Source organism: Nocardia veterana NBRC 100344 (assembly GCF_000308855.1).
Classification (GTDB): domain Bacteria; phylum Actinomycetota; class Actinomycetes; order Mycobacteriales; family Mycobacteriaceae; genus Nocardia; species Nocardia veterana.
Genome location: NZ_BAGM01000052.1, coordinates 62,909 through 80,129, shown reverse-complemented (window position 1 = coordinate 80,129; position 17,221 = coordinate 62,909). Strand labels below are relative to the sequence as shown.

Sequence of the window (17,221 nt, the reverse complement as noted above, 5' to 3'; positions counted from 1 at the left end):
CCGGCCGCCCGGGGTGGGCCGTAACCTCGAGCGCAGGGCCGGGTCGGGCGGTTCGGCCGACATCGCACCGCGAACACCGGTGGACGCCGAATCGGGAAGGGCACTGACCGCGTGAAATATTTTTATGACTGCGAATTCATCGAAGACGGGGTGACGATCGATCTGATTTCGATCGGCGTGGTCTGCGAGGACGGTCGGGAATATTACGCGGTATCAACCGAATTCGACCCGGAGCGAGCCGGACAATGGGTGCGGCGCAATGTCCTGCCGAAACTCCCCGCACCGTCGTCGCCGCTGTGGCGCAGCCGGCAGCGCATTCGCGACGACCTCTATCAATTCCTCGTTCCCCGCCCGACCGTGCGGCCGGAGTTGTGGGCATGGGTGGGCGCCTACGATCACGTGGCGTTCTGCCAGCTCTGGGGTTCGATGGTGGATCTGCCCGCGGCCCTGCCGCGCTACACCAACGAATTGCGCCAGCATTGGGATCAGCACGGCCGCCCGGAATTGCCGCCGGTCCCGGCCGATGCCCACGACGCGCTCGCGGACGCGCGGCACAACCTCGCCAAGTACGAGGCGATCGAGGCCTTCCGGCGCAGCGGGGCGATCACGGGAATCGATCAGCGGTAGCGGATTCGGCAGCGATGCGCCGCTGCCGCCCGCTCGCTGTGCCGGCGCGGGTGCGCACGGCCTGACCACACCGCTCCCGCCCGGGGATCGGCGGGCGCCGAAACCACCGATACGAATTCGGCCCCCGGACGAGGTCCGGAGGCCGAATTCGGGGTAGTTGCGGGGCCGTTTGTTCAGCTCGCCAGGGTTTCCGGGATGCGCTCGGCCTCGGGGCGGCTGCCGGACGGCACGCCCTTCTTCAGGCTGGCGGCGTACACGTCGACGTACTCCTGGCCCGACATCCGCATCAGCTCGTACATGATCTCGTCGGTGACGGCCCGCTCGACGAAGCGGTTACCGCCCATCCCCTCGTACCGGGAGAAGTCGATCGGCGCACCGAATTTCACGGTGACGCGGCGACGGCGCCACCGGAACGGGCCGGGCGGGCACACCTCGTCGGTGCCGATCAGTGCCACCGGGATCACCGGCACACCGGTCTCCAGGGCGAGGCGTGCCACCCCGGTCTTGCCCTTGTACAGTCGGCCGTCGGGCGAGCGAGTGCCCTCCGGGTACAGACCCACCATGCGACCCTCCCGCAGCAGCTTGCGGGCCGTGTTGAGCGCATCCTCGGCCGCGCTGGCGCCGCTGCGGTCGATCGGATATTGGCCGGTGCCGGCGAAGAAGAACTTCTGCAGCCGGCCCTTGAAGCCGGGCGTGGTGAAGTACTCGGCCTTGGCCAGATAGGTGATTCGCCGCGGACTCATCAGCGGAGTGAACAACCAGTCGGTGAACGACAAATGGTTGCCGGCGAGGATGACTGCTCCGTCGGCGGGGATATTCTCCACGCCCTCGACCTTGGGACGGTTGTAAAGGTGCATGAAGGGCCCGACCAGCACGAATTTGAGCAGCCAGTAGAACATTGCGTCCTTTCCCCTGTGATTGTTCGAACGGGACCGGCCTCGTCGCAGGCTCCTCCTGGACCCGACTCTACCGCCGCCGACCTGCTGCGACCAACCCCACACGAGGTATTTCACATGTCGGCAATCACATCGGTGAATTCGGGTACACGAAGGGCGCATCCGGGGGTGGAAACAAACCGATTGCCGGTCCCGATCCACTTTCGCGGGGCACGACGATCGGTTTCCGCCGATCCGAATCGCAGCCCGGCGCAGCGCCGCCTACTCGCGCCCCGCGGCCGAGCGGGCTCGTTCGGAGCGCGGCGCGGCCGGTTCGCGGCCGGTCCCCTCGGGGCCCCCGCCGGCCAACGCTGTGCGGGCGAGTTCGGCGGCGCCGATCATGCCGGCCGCCTCACCGAGCTGGGTGGTGCGGATGCGGGCCAGCGGGCGATGGCGGCCGCCGGTGATGGCCTCGGCGTAGTGTTCGCGCGCATCGTCGAGGAACAGCGGCGCCGAGGAGCTGACCCCGCCCGCGATGACGATCAGGTCCGGGTCGAAGATATCGCTGACGAACGCCAAGCCCAGGCCGAGCCAGCGGGCGAAATCCGCCATCACGTGCAGTGCCACCGGATCACCGTCGTGCGCCGCGCCCGCGACTCGCCGCCCGGTCAGCGATCCCGGGTCACCGACGACTTCGCGCGCCAGAATCGTCGACGGCATCGGATCGGTGGCGAGCATTTCGATCGCGGTGTCGACCAGAGCCGTTCCGCTGCAATATCGCTCCCAGCACCCGCGTTTCCCACACGGACACACCCGGCCGTGCGGAACGACCTGCAAGTGACCGAGTTCGGGTGCGACACCGTAACTTCCGCGATACAGCCGGCCCTCCACCAGCAGCGCCGCCCCGATGCCGGTACCGATCGCGACCAGTACTCCGTTGTGCGCGCCGGCCGCCGCGCCGAACCGGTATTCCGCCCACATCGCGGCGTTGGCATCGTGTTCGAGAATCACCGGCAGGCCGAGCCGACGCCCGAGCCGCCCGGCGACCGCGGTGTCCTCCCACGGCAGATGCGGCGCGAACCGGACCGAGGACCGGGATTCGTCGACGAATCCGGCGACCGCCAGCCCGACCGCACCGATGTCGTGGCGCGCGCACAGTTCTCGTACCGCGCGATCGAGACCGTCCTCGAGCGCGTGCGCGGAATGCGGCGTGGGGGCCTGCACGGTGTCGAGCACCTCGCCGGTGCCGTCGACGACCGAGGCGCGGATATTCGTCCCGCCGACATCGATGCCGACGGTCAGTGGGGCCTCGCGCCCGATCCGCGTGGTCATTTCTCGAACCGCACGGGGATGGGAACATAGCCGGTTCGCTCGGCCGAATCCCGCCCCCGCCCGGCACGTTTCGAACGCCGCCCGGACCGGGCGTCGCCCGGCTCGGCGGCCGCAGCGGATGTCTCCCCCGCGCCGCCCGCTCGGCTTCCTTCGGTGCCGCCCGCTACCGCTGCGCGCGCCGGTCCGTCCTGCTGTGCGTCCACACGTCCGGATCGGGTCGCGCCGGCCCGGTGCCGGCCCTCGTCGGCGGCAGGATTCGCGGCGCCCGGATCGGCGTCTTGCGCGCCCACCCCGTCCGCGATCCACCCGTCGGCCGCGGTGCGCCCGAGGCCGGGATCGAATTCGTCTGCGGCGGTACCGGATTCGTTCGCCGACCCGGCGTCCGGATCCGGAAGGTCGTCCGGCAGCAGCGGTTCGACCGGGACACCGGCCAGGGCCTCGCGCAGCACGGTCACGATCGCCGTGCCGTGATCGGCGATCGCGGCGACCACCTCGTGATGTTCCCCGCGGACCAGCGCGGCCGCCGCGCAGACCGGGCACCAGCTGCAGCTGTCCCACTGCCGATCGTCGGCGGCCGCGCGGCGCAACGCGGGCTCGATGCGTTCGAGCAGCGTTTCGGCGAGTGCGCGCAGCTCCTGGGCGAATTCGCCGAAACTGTCGTCGTGGGCGTGGGTCATTGCGGCCACACCCTCGGGTCGGGCCGGAAGCGCACGACGAGCTGACCGTCGACGAGTTCGGCGTCATCGACCGTGCACCGTCGCAACACCGGCGCCAGGCGTAGCCGCCGCCGGACCCCGTCCGCTCCCACGATCACATCGTCCTCCACTCGTCCGAGTCGCAGTGTGCCCGGGTCGACCACCGGCAGCCGCAGCCGCAGCGTGAACACCGACTCCAGCCCGGTGCCCGACTCCCACCGCACCTCCGGCGCCCCGGCCGCACCGCCCTGCTCCGGCATCGCATCGCCAAGCATAGGGTCTGCCGCCGGAGCCGGCGGGTTGCCACGAACCGGCAGCGCCTGAGCGAGCGCCGCCAGCGCCCGGGGGCCGACCGGTTCCGGTCCGCTGTGATGGGCGATGGTCACCGGCACATCGGGCATCCGGCGGCGCAATTCGGCGATCACGTCGAGTTGTTCGGCGCGCCGCTGCACATACCACTGCACGGCCGGATGCGGCGGACCCTCGGGTACGGGTGGGAGCACCTTGTTCACCACCACCGCGTCCAGGCGCATCCCGAGCAGCGCCGCCGCCGAGCGCACCCGCGCCGATTCGGCCAGTGCCACCCGCTCCGGGCCGGTGATCAACCGTGCTCCGGTGCGGTGCGGATCGGCCAGCAAATCGCGAATGGCGGTCACCGCCGCCGCGATCCGCTCGATCGTCGAGGCCAGCACCGCCCGCCGCAGATCGGTTCCGGTGGCACTCATCATGCGGGCATGTTGCGGCCACACTCGTTCCAGATAGCCGAGCAGTGTGTCCGGTGCGGTGACGATGCGCAGCATATCCGCCGACGGCGGGCAGTCGACGATGATCAGATCCCAGTCGTCCTCGCCCGCGAACTGCGCGATCTCGCTCAGGGCCAGCAGTTCCTGCACCCCGGGCAGCCCGGTCAGTTCGGCCGGGTCCAGGGCCGCGAGGTCGATGCCGTGGTCGTGGCCGGCGCCGCCGATCATCCGCACCACCTCACGGAACCGATCCTCCAGCAGCGCAAGGGAATCGATCTCGATGACGTCGAACCCGGGGGCGACGGTCGCCACCCCGGCGACCGTGCCCGGGTCGTGCGCGAAGCGGAAACCCAGTGCGTCACCGAGGGAATGGGCCTGATCGATCGAGGCGACCAGGACCCGCTGCCCGGCCTGCACCGCGGCGATGGCCGCCGCGCAGGCCAGCGTCGTCTTTCCGACTCCGCCCTTGCCGATGAACAGTTCGAGCCGGGTCGTGACGGCACCACGACCGCGCTGCGCGGCCGCCGTCAGCCTTCGACCCGTTTCTTGAGTTCCTTCAGGGCCGTATCGGTGATCACCTTCTCGGCTTTGCGTTTGAACATCCCGATCATCGGAATGCTGAGGTCCACGGTCAGCTCGTACACCACCTGGGTGGTGCCGTCGGGCTGGTCGATGAGCTCGTAGGTGCCGTCCTGGGCCTTCTGCAGCTCACCGCTGACCAGTTTCCAGCTCACCGCCCGGCCGTCGGCGCGCCAGTCGTAGGACAGCACGTAGGTGTCCTTGACGACGCCGGCGTCCAGGACGAACCGCGCGGTGCGCGCCCGCCCGTCCGGGTAGGTCTCGAGTACGTCCACCGATCGCGCCGCCGAAACCCACTCCGGATACGACGGTAGATCGGCGATGACGGCCATCACGCGATCCGAGGGGGCATCGACGATGATCGACCTCTGGGTCCGGTCGGCCATGACTGACAGCGTTTCCTTTCGACCTATCGTGCCGGGGACACACCGGCGGGTCGGCCGGCCTCCAGCCGTGCTTTCACCTCGAAGGACATCTTCTTCCCGGCCACCCGGCGGGATCTGTTGGCCGCCATCAGGGTTCGCGGCGACAACGAGGCCGCGCCCGGCGGCTCGGCGTGCAGGAAGTAGTGCAGGATCACCCCGTCCAGCGACGGCTCCAACCACACTTCCATGGTGCCGGTCAGCGGGCCGGCGACCGACCAGCGAATACCCTTGTCGCCGCGGTCTTCTCGAACTTCCAGGGTGAGGTCGGGCCACCACCGCCGCCACCGTGCGCGGTCGGCCAGCACCTCGGCGACCGCGGCGCCCGAAGCGGCGACGAAGGTCTGGTCGGCCACCTGAATGCTGCTCACGGCTGTGGCTCGCTGCGCTCGCTCATGGGAGCCGAGCCTACTGGGTCACAGCGCCGACACGGTAACGACCCGGGCTCCGATCGGCACCACCTAGTTCCCGGCGCCGCCCGCCCCCGACCGCACCGCCGGATCGAGCAGAGTACGCAGCCGGGCGCCGAGCACGTCCCAGCGCCACTGATCGGCCACCCATTCCCGCCCGGCGGCACCCATCCGGGCCGCTCGGTCGGGGTCACCGAGGATGTCGGCGACCGCCGCCGCGATCGCACTCTCGCTGCGACCGTCCACCACGGTGCCGGTGCGCCCCTCGAGAACCGTTTCCGGTGCTCCACCGGAATTTCCGGCGACCACCGGCACTCCGGTCGCCGAGGCTTCCAGGTAGACGATGCCCAGACCCTCCACGTCCAGCCCCGCGCCCCGGGTGCGCGAGGGCATCGCGAAGACGTCGGCGATGGTGTGGTGGGCGGCCAGTTCGGCCGCGGGGACCCGCCCGGTGAAGACCACATCGCCGTCGAGGTCCAGTGCCCGCACCAAACCGCGCAGCTTGTCCTCGTACGGCCCGCCGCCGGCGATCACCAGGACCGCGCCGTCGACCCGGCGACGGATTTCCCGCATCGCGAGGATCAGCATGTCCTGTCCCTTGCGCGGGACCAGCCGCGACAGACACAGCACGGTCGGACGCTCACCGAGGCCGTAGCGGGCGCGCAATTCGGCTCGCGCCGCCGGGTCCGGACGGAAGATCGAACTGTCGACGCCCGGGGGCAGATATTCCAGCGCGGCCTGCGCCCCGAAGGCCGCCGCGAACCGCCGCCGGGTGTATTTGCTGACGTAGGTGACGACATCGGTGTGATCGCCGATCACCCGCAGCACCTGCCGGGCGGCCGGCAGCATCGACCATCCCACCTCGTGACCGTGCGTACTGGCCAGGATGCGATCCGCACCGGCGCGCCGCAGCGCGGGCGACATCAACGCCAGCGGCGCCGCGGCACCGAACCATACGGTGTCGCACCGATGCTCGCGCAGCAGTTTCGCCGCCCGGCGCACAACCAGCGGGGTCGGCAGCATCAGCGTGGTCGGATGCCGGACCACCCGGAACGGCTGTTCGGCGTCGAAACGCAGGTGGGAATCACCGCGCCAGCGCGGCGCGTAGACGACGAGATCCTCCGACGGCATCCGCACGGCGAGCGAATGGACATACGACTGGATCCCGCCCGGGCGCGGCGGAAAGTCGTTGGTGATCAACAGCGTGCGGGCCATGGGCCGAGTCTATGGGTGCGCCCGGTCCCGGCCGGGCCGGGCCTAGGCCGCCACTCGCGCCTTGATCCACTCGCGCCAGGCCGCGACGAACGCGTCGTGATCGATGCCGAGGATCTCGCGCAGGCCGTGGTCCAGCGCCGCGCGATCCTGTGGCCCGCTGGCCAGCCGCCGGTAGAGCGCCACGAGCTTCGGCTCCCCGAACCGGTCGGCGACGAAGGCGTTGGCCGACCAGGCCTGTTCGTAGGCCAGAGCGGCGCTGGTGTCGGCGGAGGGCACGAATGCGGCGTCGGCGGGCAGATCGGCGGGCAGGTCGCCGGCCCGCGCGCGGGTGGTCACGGTCGGCGCGACCTGCGCGAACCGCTGCTGCCCGCCCCGACGGCCGCAGTATTCGGCGAATCCCTCCAGCACCCACTGCGGCGAACCGTCGACGGTCTGCGCCCGCGCCGCGACGTGGGTGAGCTCGTGTCGCAGCGTCTCGCGCAGCCCGTCCGGTCCCAGGCGGCGGCCGGCATCGGCGGCGAAGACGATGCGCTGGCCGGTGGGCCGAGCGCCGGGAACGAACGGGTCCGCGACCGAGGCGGCCGCGACCTCGTTGGAGACCGGGCCGGTGGCGTGGGTCAGGGCCGCGAACTCCGACGGACCGGAGGCGACGGCGACGACCGCCTCGTGTGCCCAGTCGGTACCCCACACCTCCGAGACGGCCGTCACCGCCGGACCGACCTCGCGCGCCAACTGGTCGACGTCGCCACGCTGATACGGATGGCCGAGCACCACCGACAGCTTCCCGTCGTCACCGGAAACCTGTTGGGCGACAACGGGTCCGTACGAACTCATGATCCGCCGCAGGTCCGGGACCTGCGGATCGGCGTGGGTCATCGGCGCGGAGTCGGAGCTGGTGGCGGCGGGAACGGTAGGCAGGCCGGACTTCGGTAACAGCAGCAACGCGCCGCCCGCCGCGGTCAGCGCGACGACCATCGCGATGGTGGCGACGAATTCGAACCGTCGACGATGTGCCAGCCAGTCCCGGACCCGCAGCAAAGCGCTCATTCGACACGATCCTCACATCGGTGTGATTACTCGCCGCCAGATTCTCGCAGTGTTTACGGCATTCCGATCCAGTATCGGCGTGCGGAATGGAAAGGCGTATTACCCATCGGCGCCACCGCGACCGGCACACCGAACGTGGACGCGTGCAGGATCATGCCGTTTCCGGCGTAGATGCCGACGTGGGAGGCATCGGAATAGAAGAACACCACGTCACCGGGCTGCAGGTCGTCGCGGGAGACCGGCGTACCGACGGTGGCCTGAGCCTGGCTGGTGCGCGGCAGATCGATTCCCACGTGGTGGAAGGCCCATTGCACCAACCCCGAGCAATCGAACTGATCGGGACCGGTCGCGCCCCAGACATAGGGGTCCCCGACGCGGGTGAGCCCGGCCGCGAGGGCGCTGGTGCCGCTGCCCGGCACCAGCCCGCGCAGCAGGGTGTCGCGGTCGAATCCGGGCGGGAACAGCGATCCGGCCAGGGTGGACTTCTCCCCCGCCGACAACGCGCCCCACGCCTGGATGACCTGCGCCATCGCGCCCTGCAGATCGGCGCGCTTGCGTTCCAGATCCGCGCGCACCTGATCGGCCTTCTGGGAGGCGGCCCGGGCTGAGTCGGCGGCGGTCTTGGCCGCGGTTTCGGCGGCGGTGGCCGAGGCGGAGGCCTTCGAGAACTGGGCCAGCTGGTCGGCGGTCTGGGTGGACAGCACGTCCAGAGTCGACATCTGATCCAGCAACTGCTGCGGGGAATCGGAGACGAGCACCGAGAAGAGGCGGTTCGTCCGGGCCCCCTGATAGGCGGCGACGGCGGTACGGTCCACGGCCGGTTGATATTTGCGCACTTCGGCCTTGGCGGCATCGACGGCCTGGGTCGCCGTGGTGAGTTTCGCGTCGGCGTCGCGGGCGGCGGCCTGTTTGGCTTCCAGGTCGCCCTGTGCGGCCAGCGCCTGCTGATTCAACTGCTCGGATTGGTGGGACAGCTCGATCAGACGCTGCACGGCGTCGCCGGCCGTGGCCGGCTGCCCGGCCGGTGCCGGATCGGCGGCGGCCAGACCACCCGTCCCCGCCCCGAATACCAGCACACCCACCGCGAGTGACCCGCCGACCAGGCGCCTGGTTCTGTTGCTGCGCTGCGCGTTACCTTTGTGCGCTGTCACGGCCTGCCGTGCCCCGTTCTCTCGTCCCGAGCTGGAAACCACGAAGGTCTCGATAAGGTTACGGAACGGCGACCGTCCATGTCCAGCAGGCCACGAAACGATCACGCCGTATACCCGGAATGCCCGGATCGGCGGTCCGAACTGTACGGAATGCGCCGATCCGGGCCGAGCAGATCAGTAGCGGCGAGCGCCCGCCACCGGCATCGAGGAGATCGGGGCGACCTTCACCGGCTCACCGGCGGTGGAAGCGTGCACCACATTGCCGTCACCCACGTACAGGGCGGAGTGGCTGCCGCCGTAGAACGACACCACATCGCCGGGCTCCAGCGCGTCCAGCGACACCGGGGTGCCCGCGTCGAGCTGCTCGTAGCTGGTACGGGGAAGTTCCCGGCCGGCCTGCTCGTAGGACCACTTCACCAGGCCCGAGCAGTCGAAGGCGTCCGGACCGGCGGCGCCGTAGGAGTAGGGAGCACCGACCTTGGACAGGGCCGCGTCGGCCGCACGCCGGCCGACGGTCTGCTGCGGCGCGAACGGCGCCGGGCCGATGCCCGGAATCTGCACGCCCGGCGGAACAGCACCCGGCGGAATAGCGCCGAGGACCTGGTCGGGAACGTCGAAGGTGCCGACGCCGGGTACGGTGACCGGCGCGGCGGCGGCGGTGGTCGCCGGGAGCAACAGAGCGCTGAGGGTGGCTGCGCCAACGGCTCCGGCCGCAACGGCCCTGCGGGCGGTGCGAGGCAGCCCCTGAACCTGTCGCTTGATCGCCATGATGCGGTACTCCTCATCTGCCCCACGACGCCGCACCCGGTGGTGCGTCGGACTCCGTGAGGTCTCGAAAAGGTTACGAGGACATAACGGTGCGTTGTAAAGCCCAGCCGATCCGAAACGAGATCAGGTAAGAAGCCCCGGTCGATGGCCTGCGAGATAACTCACAGCAATCACGAATCGATAACGATGGGGCGGTTCGGTTGCGATCCCGGCGGTATCCCGACACCCGCCATCGGGCGCGCCGCCCCACCTCGGACCGACCGGCAGACCCCCGAAAGCGCACGTAGCCCGGATTCGATCTACCAAAAACCAACCGAACAGTCCGCAGGTTTACAGCACCCACCCCTGGATCGAACCCAGCCGACGGTCGCGACCGCACCGCGCCGCCGTACCCACCATGATCAATAGCTGAACCGAATTACTGTGGGCCTGGTCACATTTCCGCATATTCGCGCAATCCGAACCGCGCACATCGCAAACCTCGTCGCTGCGCGGCTTCGGCGACCGTTCGTGTCGGACCCTGCGCCTACGCTGCTCGCCGTGGCAACCCCCGCTCCGCGACCGGCCCAGCTGGCCCTCGAAATCCCCGGTCACGGCGGCGACGAACCCGAGCCGGCACTGTGCGAGGTCACCTTCGTCGTGGTCGACCTCGAGACCACCGGCACGCGACCCGAGGGAGACGCGATCACCGAAATCGGCGCGGTGAAGGTGCGCGGCGGCGAGGTCCTGGGGGAATTCGCCACCCTCGTGGATCCGGGCTGCGCGATTCCGCCGCAGATCGTGCAAGTCACCGGCATCACCACGGCTATGGTGCGACAGGCGCCACGGATCGAGTCGGTACTGCCCGGATTCCTCGAATTCGCTTCCGGCGCAGTGCTCGTCGCCCACAACGCCCGCTTCGACATGTCCTTCCTGCGGGCGGCCGCACAGCGCTGCGGCGCCGAATGGCCCGCCTTCCAGGTGCTGTGCACGGTCCAGCTGGCCCGCCGCATCCTCGACCGGGAGGAGGCGCCGACCGTCCGCCTCTCGGCGCTGGCGCAGCTGCTCGGTGCCTCGACCCGGCCCATCCACCGCGCCCTCGACGATGCTCGCGCCACCGTCGACGTCATGCACGCGCTGTTCGAGCGGGTGGGCAATCTCGGCGTGCAGACCCTGCCCGAGCTCATCGACTATCTCCCCGAGGTCACCCGGCGACAGCGCGCCAAACGCGTCCTGGCCGCGGATCTGCCGGCCACCCCGGGGGTCTACCTGTTCCGCGGCCCCTCCGACGAGGTGCTCTACATCGGAACGGCGGTGAATCTGCGCCGCCGAGTACGCAATTACTTCACCGGGTCCGAAACCCGCACCCGGATGCGGGAAATGGTCATGCTCGCGCAGCGGGTGGATCACGTGCGGTGTGCGCACGCCCTCGAGGCGGGGGTGCGGGAGCTGCGGCTCCTGGTCGCGCACACCCCGCCGTACAACCGACGCTCCAAATTCCCGAAACGCGCATGGTGGCTGACCTTGACCGACGAGGCGTTCCCCCGGTTCGCGGTGAGCCGCACGCCGACCGCCTATGCCCTGGGCCCCTTCGGTTCTCGCACCGAGGCCACCGAGGTCGGTGAGACGCTGGCCGAGTACAGCGGACTGCGCACCTGCACCACCCGCATCCCGCGCGGCGGCGCACACGGCGCCGACTGCCCACCCGCCGCCGTCGGCTGCTGCCCGGCCGCGACGTTCGGGCCGCGCGCGACGGCCGCCGACTACGCGATCGCACCGCGGGCGGTGCGGGAACTGTTCATCGGCCGCGACGACGCCCCGTTGCGAGCCATTGCCGCCCGGATCGACGAGTACGTCGCGGCCGAACATTTCGAAGCGGCGGCGCGCCTGCGGGACCGCACCTGCGCGCTGGTGCGCGTCCTACGCCGCACCCAGCGATTGGCCGCGCTCGCGCGGATCGCCGAACTGATCGCCGCCCGTCCCGACGGCAACGGCGGCTGGGAATTCACGGTGATCCGTTACGGCCGCCTGGCCGCGGCCGGGACCGCCGCCCGCGGCGTCGCTCCGATGCCGGTGGTCGAGAGCCTGGTCGCCGCCGCGGAGACCGTCCTGCCCGCGACGCTGCACACCGTCGCCGACGCCCCGGCCGCTCCACTGCCCGGCATCGGCGACGGCCTCGACGACCCCCGCCATCCCCCGCTGCGGGGCGCCTCGCCCGAGGAGACCGCACTCATCGCCCGCTGGCTCGACCAGCCCGGCACCCGCATCGTGCGCACCAGCGAGGGCTATCGGGAACCACGGCTGGGCGCCGGGCCCTGGCTGGGATGGCTCGAGCGGGCCGAATCCGCTGCCCGCGCCGAATCGGCCGCAGGCGAATATCTCGCCCGCACCGGCACCTAGGCCGCGTGGTCGCGCCCGCTCATTCGCCGAGCGAGAACCCCGCCTCCACCTCCGCACTCGAATACGACTTGAAGGCGATATGGGTCGTGGTGCGCAGCACGCCCGCCGTCTTGTTCACCCGCCCGGTGACCACCTCCGCGATCTGCTCGTGGTCGCGCACCCGCACCACCGCGATCAGATCGACGTCCCCGGCGCAGGAATACACCTCGGCGACGCCGTCGAGATCGGCCAGCGCCTGCGCGGTTTCCGGGATGCGGGCGGCCTCGGCGTGGATCAACACGATCGCGGTAATCATGGCGCGAGTCTATTGCGCGCCCCCGACGAACCGGCAGCCGCCGCGGCGGTCGAGACGCGACGAGGCCCCGAGCCGGAATCGACTCGGGGCCTCGTGCGACGAACGGATCAGTGGCTGTGCTTGCCGCCACCGCCGCTGCTCTGCTCCTGGTAGGCCGCCAGGACCTGGAGCTGCTTGTGCTCGGCCTCGTGCTCGGCGGCGACGAGGGCATCGGCCTCGGCGGCCGGGTCGGCCCGCAGGAACGAACCGGAACCGGGCTTGCCCGCCCAGCCGAGCTTGTTCATCTTCTTCGGCACCGGCGCACCCTGGTACTCCAGCGGGATCGGGTGGCCGTGGTCGTCGACCGGGCCCAGCGGCTGGTGCACCTCGATGTACTCACCGTGCGGCAGTCGCTTGATCACACCGGTCTCGATGCCGTGCTCGAGCACCTGACGGTCGGCGCGCTGCAGACCCAGGCACATCCGGTACGCCAGGAAGTAGGCGATCGGCGGCGCCAGCAGCAGTGCGATCCGGAAGAACCAGGTGGTCGCGTTCAGCGATACGTCGAACTTCAGCGCGATGATGTCGTTGACACACGCCAAGGTCAGCACCAGGTAGAACGCGATGGCCATGGCACCGATGGCCGTCCGCACCGGCACGTCGCGCGGCCGCTGCAGGATGTTGTGGTGCACCGTGTCGCCGGTCAGCTTCTTCTCGATCCACGGGTAGGCGATCAGCACCACGAACACCAGGCCCATGACGAGCGCGACCCAGAACGGCGCCGGCACTGTGTAGCGGCCCAGATACAGCTCCCACGGCGGCATCAGACGGGCCATACCGTCGGTCCACATCATGTAGAAGTCCGGCTGCGAACCCGCGGAGACCTGAGACGGGTTGTAGGGACCCAGGTTCCAGATCGGGTTGATCTGCAGCACACCACCCATGACGGCGACCACGCCGAGGGTGAACATGAAGAACGCACCCTGGTCGGCGGCGAACACCGGCACGATGCGGGCACCGACCACGTTGTTCTCGGTGCGGCCGGGTCCGGGGAACTGGGTGTGCTTCTGGTACCAGACGATCGCCACGTGCGCCGCGATCAACGCCAGCATGATGCCCGGGAAGAGCAGGATGTGGGCGACGTACAGGCGCGGGATGATGATCGTGCCCGGGAAGTCACCGCCGAAGATCAGCCAGTGCATCCAGGTACCGACCAGCGGAATACCCATCGTGATACCGCCGAAGGCGGCCCGCAGACCGGTACCCGAGAGCAGGTCGTCGGGCAGCGAGTATCCGAAGAAGCCCTCGAACATCGCCAGGATCAGCAGCAGCGAGCCGATCACCCAGTTCGCCTCACGCGGCTTGCGGAACGCGCCGGTGAAGAAGATGCGGAACAGGTGGATGATGATCGAGCACGCGAACAGCAGCGCGGCCCAGTGGTGCACCTGCCGGACGAACAGACCACCGCGGACCTCGAAGGAGATCTGCAGCGCCGATTCGTAGGCACGCGACATGGTCACGCCACGCAGCGGCTGGTAGGACCCGTGGTAGACGACCTCGGTCATCGACGGATCGAAGAACAGCGTCAGGTACACACCCGACAGCAGCAGGATGATGAACGCGTACAGCGCGATCTCACCCAGCAGGAACGACCAATGGGTCGGGAAGACCTTGTTGATCGACCGCTTCACGAACGCCGCGGCACGATACCGCTCGTCCATCTCGTTGGCCTGAGCGACCACTTTGCTTGGGCTCATGAACGACGCTCCCAGAAGGCCGGTCCGAGCGGCTCGATGAAGTCGCCGTTGGCGACCAGGAAGCCGTCGGTGTTGACGGTGATCGGCAGCTGCGGCAGCGCGCGGGCGGCGGGACCGAAGACCGGCTTACCCCACTCGGTGGCCGAGAACTGCGACTGATGGCACGGGCACAGGATGCGGTTGGTCTGCTGCTCGAACAGCGAGGTCGGGCAGCCCAGGTGGGTGCAGATCTTCGAGTAGGCGAAGTAGTCGCCGAAGTTGAAGCTCTCCTGGCCCTTGCGCTTGATCGCTTTCTGCGCGTCCTCGGTGCGCAGACGGATCAACATGACCGCGTTGCGAATGCCGCGCAGCGACTGGAGCTCCTCCTCCTTCTTGCCGCGCCATTCCTCTTTCCAGGGGAACACGGTCTCCATGGCGCCGGCGTCGAGGTCCTCGGGACGCACCAGCACGATGTCCTCGGGCCGACCGGTGTCCTTGCGCAGGTAGATGGTCTGGCCCGGGTAGTCCGGGGTCCAGCCCGACACCCACAGCGGGGACTTGTCGCCCTTGGCCCACGGGTTCTTGATCATGCCGCCGACGAACAGGAACAGTGCGCCGATACCCAGCACACCCACGCCCAGTCCGGCGGTACGGGTGATCATCTTGCGGCGACCCAGGGTCGAGGTCTCCAGCGCGTCCGACAGCTGCGCGCCCAGCGTGCGCCGGTCCACCTCGTCGGAGGGGCCGTCGTGGCGGGTCTGGATGGAGATTTCGTTCGGGACGAACTTCTTGCGGATCAGGACCGCGGCGACGCCGATCGCCAGCACCGCGATACCCAGCAGCAGGCCGTAGAGCGGGGTGGCCAGCGAGTAGAGGCCGTTGCCGTCCTCGTGGCGGCCCTTGTACTCCCACGGCCAGAACAGGAAGACCCCGATCAGCGCGGCGGCCGCCAGTCCGGAGATGGCGAACCACAACGTCACCTGACGCTCGGCACGCTTCTCCGCGCGGGTGCCCGGAACCGGCCAGCGCGGAGCGCGATAGACGACGTCGACCCCGTCGCGCGCGGTGCCGAGTTCGACCAGCTCCTCTTTCGACATCGCGTCGAGCTGTTCCTCGGTGGGGTTCAGGTTCACGTCCTTGTCCCCTGCGTTGCCGCCGCCATCCTCAGGCCGGCTCATGTCGTTTCGCTCCTGTTCGCTGTTACTCATGATCGGGAACCGATCCACATCGCCGAGCCGACCAGCGCCACGATGCCGATGACCCAGATCGCCAGCCCCTCGGTAGCGGGACCGAAGCCACCCAGGCCGTAGCCGCCCTCCGGCTTGGACTCGGTGCGATCCTTCACATATGCCACGATGTCACGCTTTTCCTCCGGAGACAGCTGCCGGTCGGAGAATTTCGGCATGTTCTGCGGGCCGGTGAGCATCGCGGTGTAGATCTGCTGCGCGGAGGCCGGCTCCAGCGGCGGCGCGAACTTACCGGAGGACAGCGCACCGCCCTTACCGGTGAAGTTGTGGCAGGACGCGCAGTTGAGGCGGAACAACTCGCCACCGCGGCCCAGGTCGGCGCCCTTGATCAGGGATTCCTGCGCGATCTCGCCGTTGGGGTCGCGGACCACGGTCGGGCCGCCGCCGTTGGCCGCGATGTAGGCGCCCAGCGCGTCGGTCTGGCGGGCGTCGAACTTCGGCGGCTTGCGCTGGATCTGCGAACCGTTCGCCGCGGCCGGCATGCGGCCGGAGGACACCTGGAAGTAGACCGCCGCCTCGCCGACGCCGATCAGGCTGGGGCCGCGGTCCTGCACACCCTGCAGGTTCGCACCGTGACAGGTGATGCAGGAGGTCTCGTAGAGCTGCTTACCCTCGCGGATGAGCGCGGACTGATCCTCGTTCGCCGTGGCCACCTGCGCATGCGGGGTGAGCGCCGATGCCGCGAAGCCGGCTCCGACGAGGCCCATCAGAAGAACCAGACCGCCGGCGAGCTTGCGGCGCATCCGGCGCTGCTTGCGGGTCTTGATGGCCTGGTTGTTCTCAGCGCTGCCGATCCCGCTCGTGGGATCTGGCGCTGACGGGGGAGATGAACTCATCTGTGTCCCTTTGGAGTAGACGGAACCGACTTGTGCAAAGTGTGTTTTTGTCGCGGACCGCGCGTGACGGCCGCCGCCCGGCTAGCGGACGAAGTAGATCGTGGCGAACAGCCCGATCCAGACGATGTCGACGAAGTGCCAGTAGTAGGAGACGACGATCGCGGCCGTGGCCTGCGCCGGGGTGAACTTACTGACCTTGGTGCGGACCAGCAGGAAGATGAACGCGATGAGACCGCCGATGACGTGCAGACCGTGGAAGCCGGTGGTGATGAAGAACACCGAGCCGTAGATGCTGCTCGAGATGGTGGTGCCCTCTTGGTAGAGCGCGTGGTACTCGGTGCCCTGGCCGATCACGAAGAACAGGCCCATGAGGAAGGTGAGCACGTACCAGCGCCGCAGTCCGAAGACGTCACCACGCTCGGCGGAGAACACGCCCATCTGGCAGGTGAACGAGGACGCGATCAGCACGGCCGTGACCGGCACGGCGAGCTTGAGGTTCAGCTCGGTCGGTTCCGGCGGCCAGTTGCCATGAGCCTGGGCACGAGCGACGAAGTACATGGCGAAGAGGCCGGCGAAGAACATCAGCTCGCTCGACAGCCAGATGATGGTTCCGACGCTGACCATGTTGGGCCGGTTCAGCGAATGCACACGCTGAGTAATGGCCGATCCTGGGGTCCCTACTGCGGTCGTCACGCCGGTAAGTATGACTCGTCGTAGTACGACAGGCGTACCCGGGTGCGAATTCGGGGTGTCGGGGCCGGAATCACCAGCGCGCGTGCGGGTCTGGGGCAGCATTCGGCGTGTCCGGTGAACCCGCAGGTCGAGCGCCGATGCCAACGTGAACAGCTGGGAATTTCGGCGTGTGGAATATTGCGGAACAGGGCG

General features: G+C 69.1%; 17 protein-coding genes. 2 read left to right on the top strand and 15 right to left on the bottom strand.

Going from position 1 to position 17,221, the window contains the following annotated elements; genetic code table 11:
- Positions 1-111: 111 nt before the first annotated feature.
- The gene (locus ON37_RS08830) at positions 112-627 is read left to right on the top strand and encodes a polyadenylate-specific 3'-exoribonuclease AS (RefSeq protein ID WP_040718347.1); all 516 of its coding nucleotides are present in this window, start codon (positions 112-114) and stop codon (positions 625-627) included.
- Between the two features lie 173 nt (positions 628-800).
- Here the strand turns inward: ON37_RS08830 and ON37_RS08825 are convergent, their stop codons facing one another.
- From ON37_RS08825 to ON37_RS08780, 10 genes are all read right to left on the bottom strand, one after another.
- Positions 801-1,526, bottom strand: coding sequence for a lysophospholipid acyltransferase family protein (locus ON37_RS08825; RefSeq protein WP_040718346.1), 726 nt, complete (start codon positions 1,524-1,526; stop codon positions 801-803).
- Positions 1,527-1,784: 258 nt separating this feature from the next.
- The gene (locus ON37_RS08820; protein WP_051031364.1) at positions 1,785-2,834 is read right to left on the bottom strand and encodes an ROK family protein; all 1,050 of its coding nucleotides are present in this window, start codon (positions 2,832-2,834) and stop codon (positions 1,785-1,787) included.
- The gene (locus ON37_RS34040; RefSeq protein WP_245553118.1) at positions 2,831-3,511 is read right to left on the bottom strand and encodes a hypothetical protein; all 681 of its coding nucleotides are present in this window, start codon (positions 3,509-3,511) and stop codon (positions 2,831-2,833) included. The genes ON37_RS08820 and ON37_RS34040 overlap by 4 nt, the downstream gene beginning before the upstream one ends.
- A complete protein-coding gene (locus ON37_RS08810; RefSeq protein ID WP_245553121.1) occupies positions 3,508-4,716 on the bottom strand; it encodes an ArsA family ATPase in 1,209 nt (402 codons plus the stop codon). The genes ON37_RS34040 and ON37_RS08810 overlap by 4 nt, the downstream gene beginning before the upstream one ends.
- Before the next feature lie 83 nt (positions 4,717-4,799).
- A complete protein-coding gene (locus tag ON37_RS08805) occupies positions 4,800-5,237 on the bottom strand; it encodes an SRPBCC family protein (protein WP_040718345.1) in 438 nt (145 codons plus the stop codon).
- 23 nt (positions 5,238-5,260) lie between these two features.
- Complete coding sequence (locus ON37_RS08800) at positions 5,261-5,644, bottom strand: polyketide cyclase / dehydrase and lipid transport (protein ID WP_040718344.1); 384 nt, start codon at positions 5,642-5,644, stop codon at positions 5,261-5,263.
- 90 nt (positions 5,645-5,734) lie between these two features.
- Positions 5,735-6,898: a glycosyltransferase family 4 protein gene (locus ON37_RS08795; RefSeq protein ID WP_040718343.1), complete on the bottom strand. Its 1,164-nt coding sequence runs from the start codon at positions 6,896-6,898 to the stop codon at positions 5,735-5,737.
- Between the two features lie 42 nt (positions 6,899-6,940).
- Positions 6,941-7,945, bottom strand: a complete 1,005-nt coding sequence (locus ON37_RS08790) for a hypothetical protein (RefSeq protein ID WP_040718342.1) — start codon at positions 7,943-7,945, stop codon at positions 6,941-6,943.
- A 53-nt stretch (positions 7,946-7,998) separates the two neighbouring features.
- A complete protein-coding gene (locus ON37_RS08785; RefSeq protein WP_040718341.1) occupies positions 7,999-9,096 on the bottom strand; it encodes an NlpC/P60 family protein in 1,098 nt (365 codons plus the stop codon).
- A gap of 174 nt (positions 9,097-9,270) precedes the next feature.
- The gene (locus ON37_RS08780) at positions 9,271-9,864 is read right to left on the bottom strand and encodes a C40 family peptidase (RefSeq protein WP_040718340.1); all 594 of its coding nucleotides are present in this window, start codon (positions 9,862-9,864) and stop codon (positions 9,271-9,273) included.
- A gap of 540 nt (positions 9,865-10,404) precedes the next feature.
- Here ON37_RS08780 and ON37_RS08775 point away from each other — a divergent pair.
- On the top strand, positions 10,405-12,243 hold the full coding sequence (locus tag ON37_RS08775) for a DEDD exonuclease domain-containing protein (protein WP_083892826.1): 1,839 nt from the start codon (positions 10,405-10,407) through the stop codon (positions 12,241-12,243).
- A 19-nt stretch (positions 12,244-12,262) separates the two neighbouring features.
- Here ON37_RS08775 and ON37_RS08770 read toward each other — a convergent pair whose 3' ends face one another.
- The 5 genes from ON37_RS08770 to ctaE form a co-directional block, all read right to left on the bottom strand.
- On the bottom strand, positions 12,263-12,538 hold the full coding sequence (locus ON37_RS08770) for an Lrp/AsnC family transcriptional regulator (RefSeq protein ID WP_040718339.1): 276 nt from the start codon (positions 12,536-12,538) through the stop codon (positions 12,263-12,265).
- A gap of 107 nt (positions 12,539-12,645) precedes the next feature.
- Positions 12,646-14,274 carry a cytochrome bc1 complex cytochrome b subunit gene (gene qcrB, locus ON37_RS08765; RefSeq protein ID WP_040718338.1) on the bottom strand — a complete coding sequence of 543 codons (1,629 nt, stop codon included), beginning with the start codon at positions 14,272-14,274 and terminating at the stop codon, positions 12,646-12,648.
- Entirely contained in the window at positions 14,271-15,431 is a 1,161-nt protein-coding gene (gene qcrA / locus ON37_RS08760) for a cytochrome bc1 complex Rieske iron-sulfur subunit (protein WP_051031372.1), read from the bottom strand. The genes qcrB and qcrA overlap by 4 nt, the downstream gene beginning before the upstream one ends.
- Before the next feature lie 26 nt (positions 15,432-15,457).
- Positions 15,458-16,336: a cytochrome bc1 complex diheme cytochrome c subunit gene (gene qcrC / locus ON37_RS08755; RefSeq protein WP_083892825.1), complete on the bottom strand. Its 879-nt coding sequence runs from the start codon at positions 16,334-16,336 to the stop codon at positions 15,458-15,460.
- 81 nt (positions 16,337-16,417) lie between these two features.
- Entirely contained in the window at positions 16,418-17,029 is a 612-nt protein-coding gene (ctaE, locus tag ON37_RS08750) for an aa3-type cytochrome oxidase subunit III (protein ID WP_040718337.1), read from the bottom strand.
- Positions 17,030-17,221 lie beyond the last annotated feature (192 nt).

Excerpts from the sequence above, each read along its gene's own strand:
- ON37_RS08825 (WP_040718346.1), bottom strand. The coding sequence starts at position 1,526 with ATGTTCTACTGGCTGCTCAAATTCGTGCTGGTCGGGCCCTTCATGCAC.
- ON37_RS08780 (WP_040718340.1), bottom strand. The coding sequence starts at position 9,864 with ATGGCGATCAAGCGACAGGTTCAGGGGCTGCCTCGCACCGCCCGCAGG.
- ON37_RS08820 (WP_051031364.1), bottom strand. The coding sequence starts at position 2,834 with ATGACCACGCGGATCGGGCGCGAGGCCCCACTGACCGTCGGCATCGAT.
- ON37_RS08805 (WP_040718345.1), bottom strand. The coding sequence starts at position 5,237 with ATGGCCGACCGGACCCAGAGGTCGATCATCGTCGATGCCCCCTCGGAT.
- ON37_RS08790 (WP_040718342.1), bottom strand. The coding sequence starts at position 7,945 with ATGAGCGCTTTGCTGCGGGTCCGGGACTGGCTGGCACATCGTCGACGG.
- qcrB (WP_040718338.1), bottom strand. The coding sequence starts at position 14,274 with ATGAGCCCAAGCAAAGTGGTCGCTCAGGCCAACGAGATGGACGAGCGG.
- ON37_RS34040 (WP_245553118.1), bottom strand. The coding sequence starts at position 3,511 with ATGACCCACGCCCACGACGACAGTTTCGGCGAATTCGCCCAGGAGCTG.
- qcrA (WP_051031372.1), bottom strand. The coding sequence starts at position 15,431 with ATGAGCCGGCCTGAGGATGGCGGCGGCAACGCAGGGGACAAGGACGTG.
- qcrC (WP_083892825.1), bottom strand. The coding sequence starts at position 16,336 with ATGAGTTCATCTCCCCCGTCAGCGCCAGATCCCACGAGCGGGATCGGC.
- ON37_RS08795 (WP_040718343.1), bottom strand. The coding sequence starts at position 6,898 with ATGGCCCGCACGCTGTTGATCACCAACGACTTTCCGCCGCGCCCGGGC.
- ON37_RS08770 (WP_040718339.1), bottom strand. The coding sequence starts at position 12,538 with ATGATTACCGCGATCGTGTTGATCCACGCCGAGGCCGCCCGCATCCCG.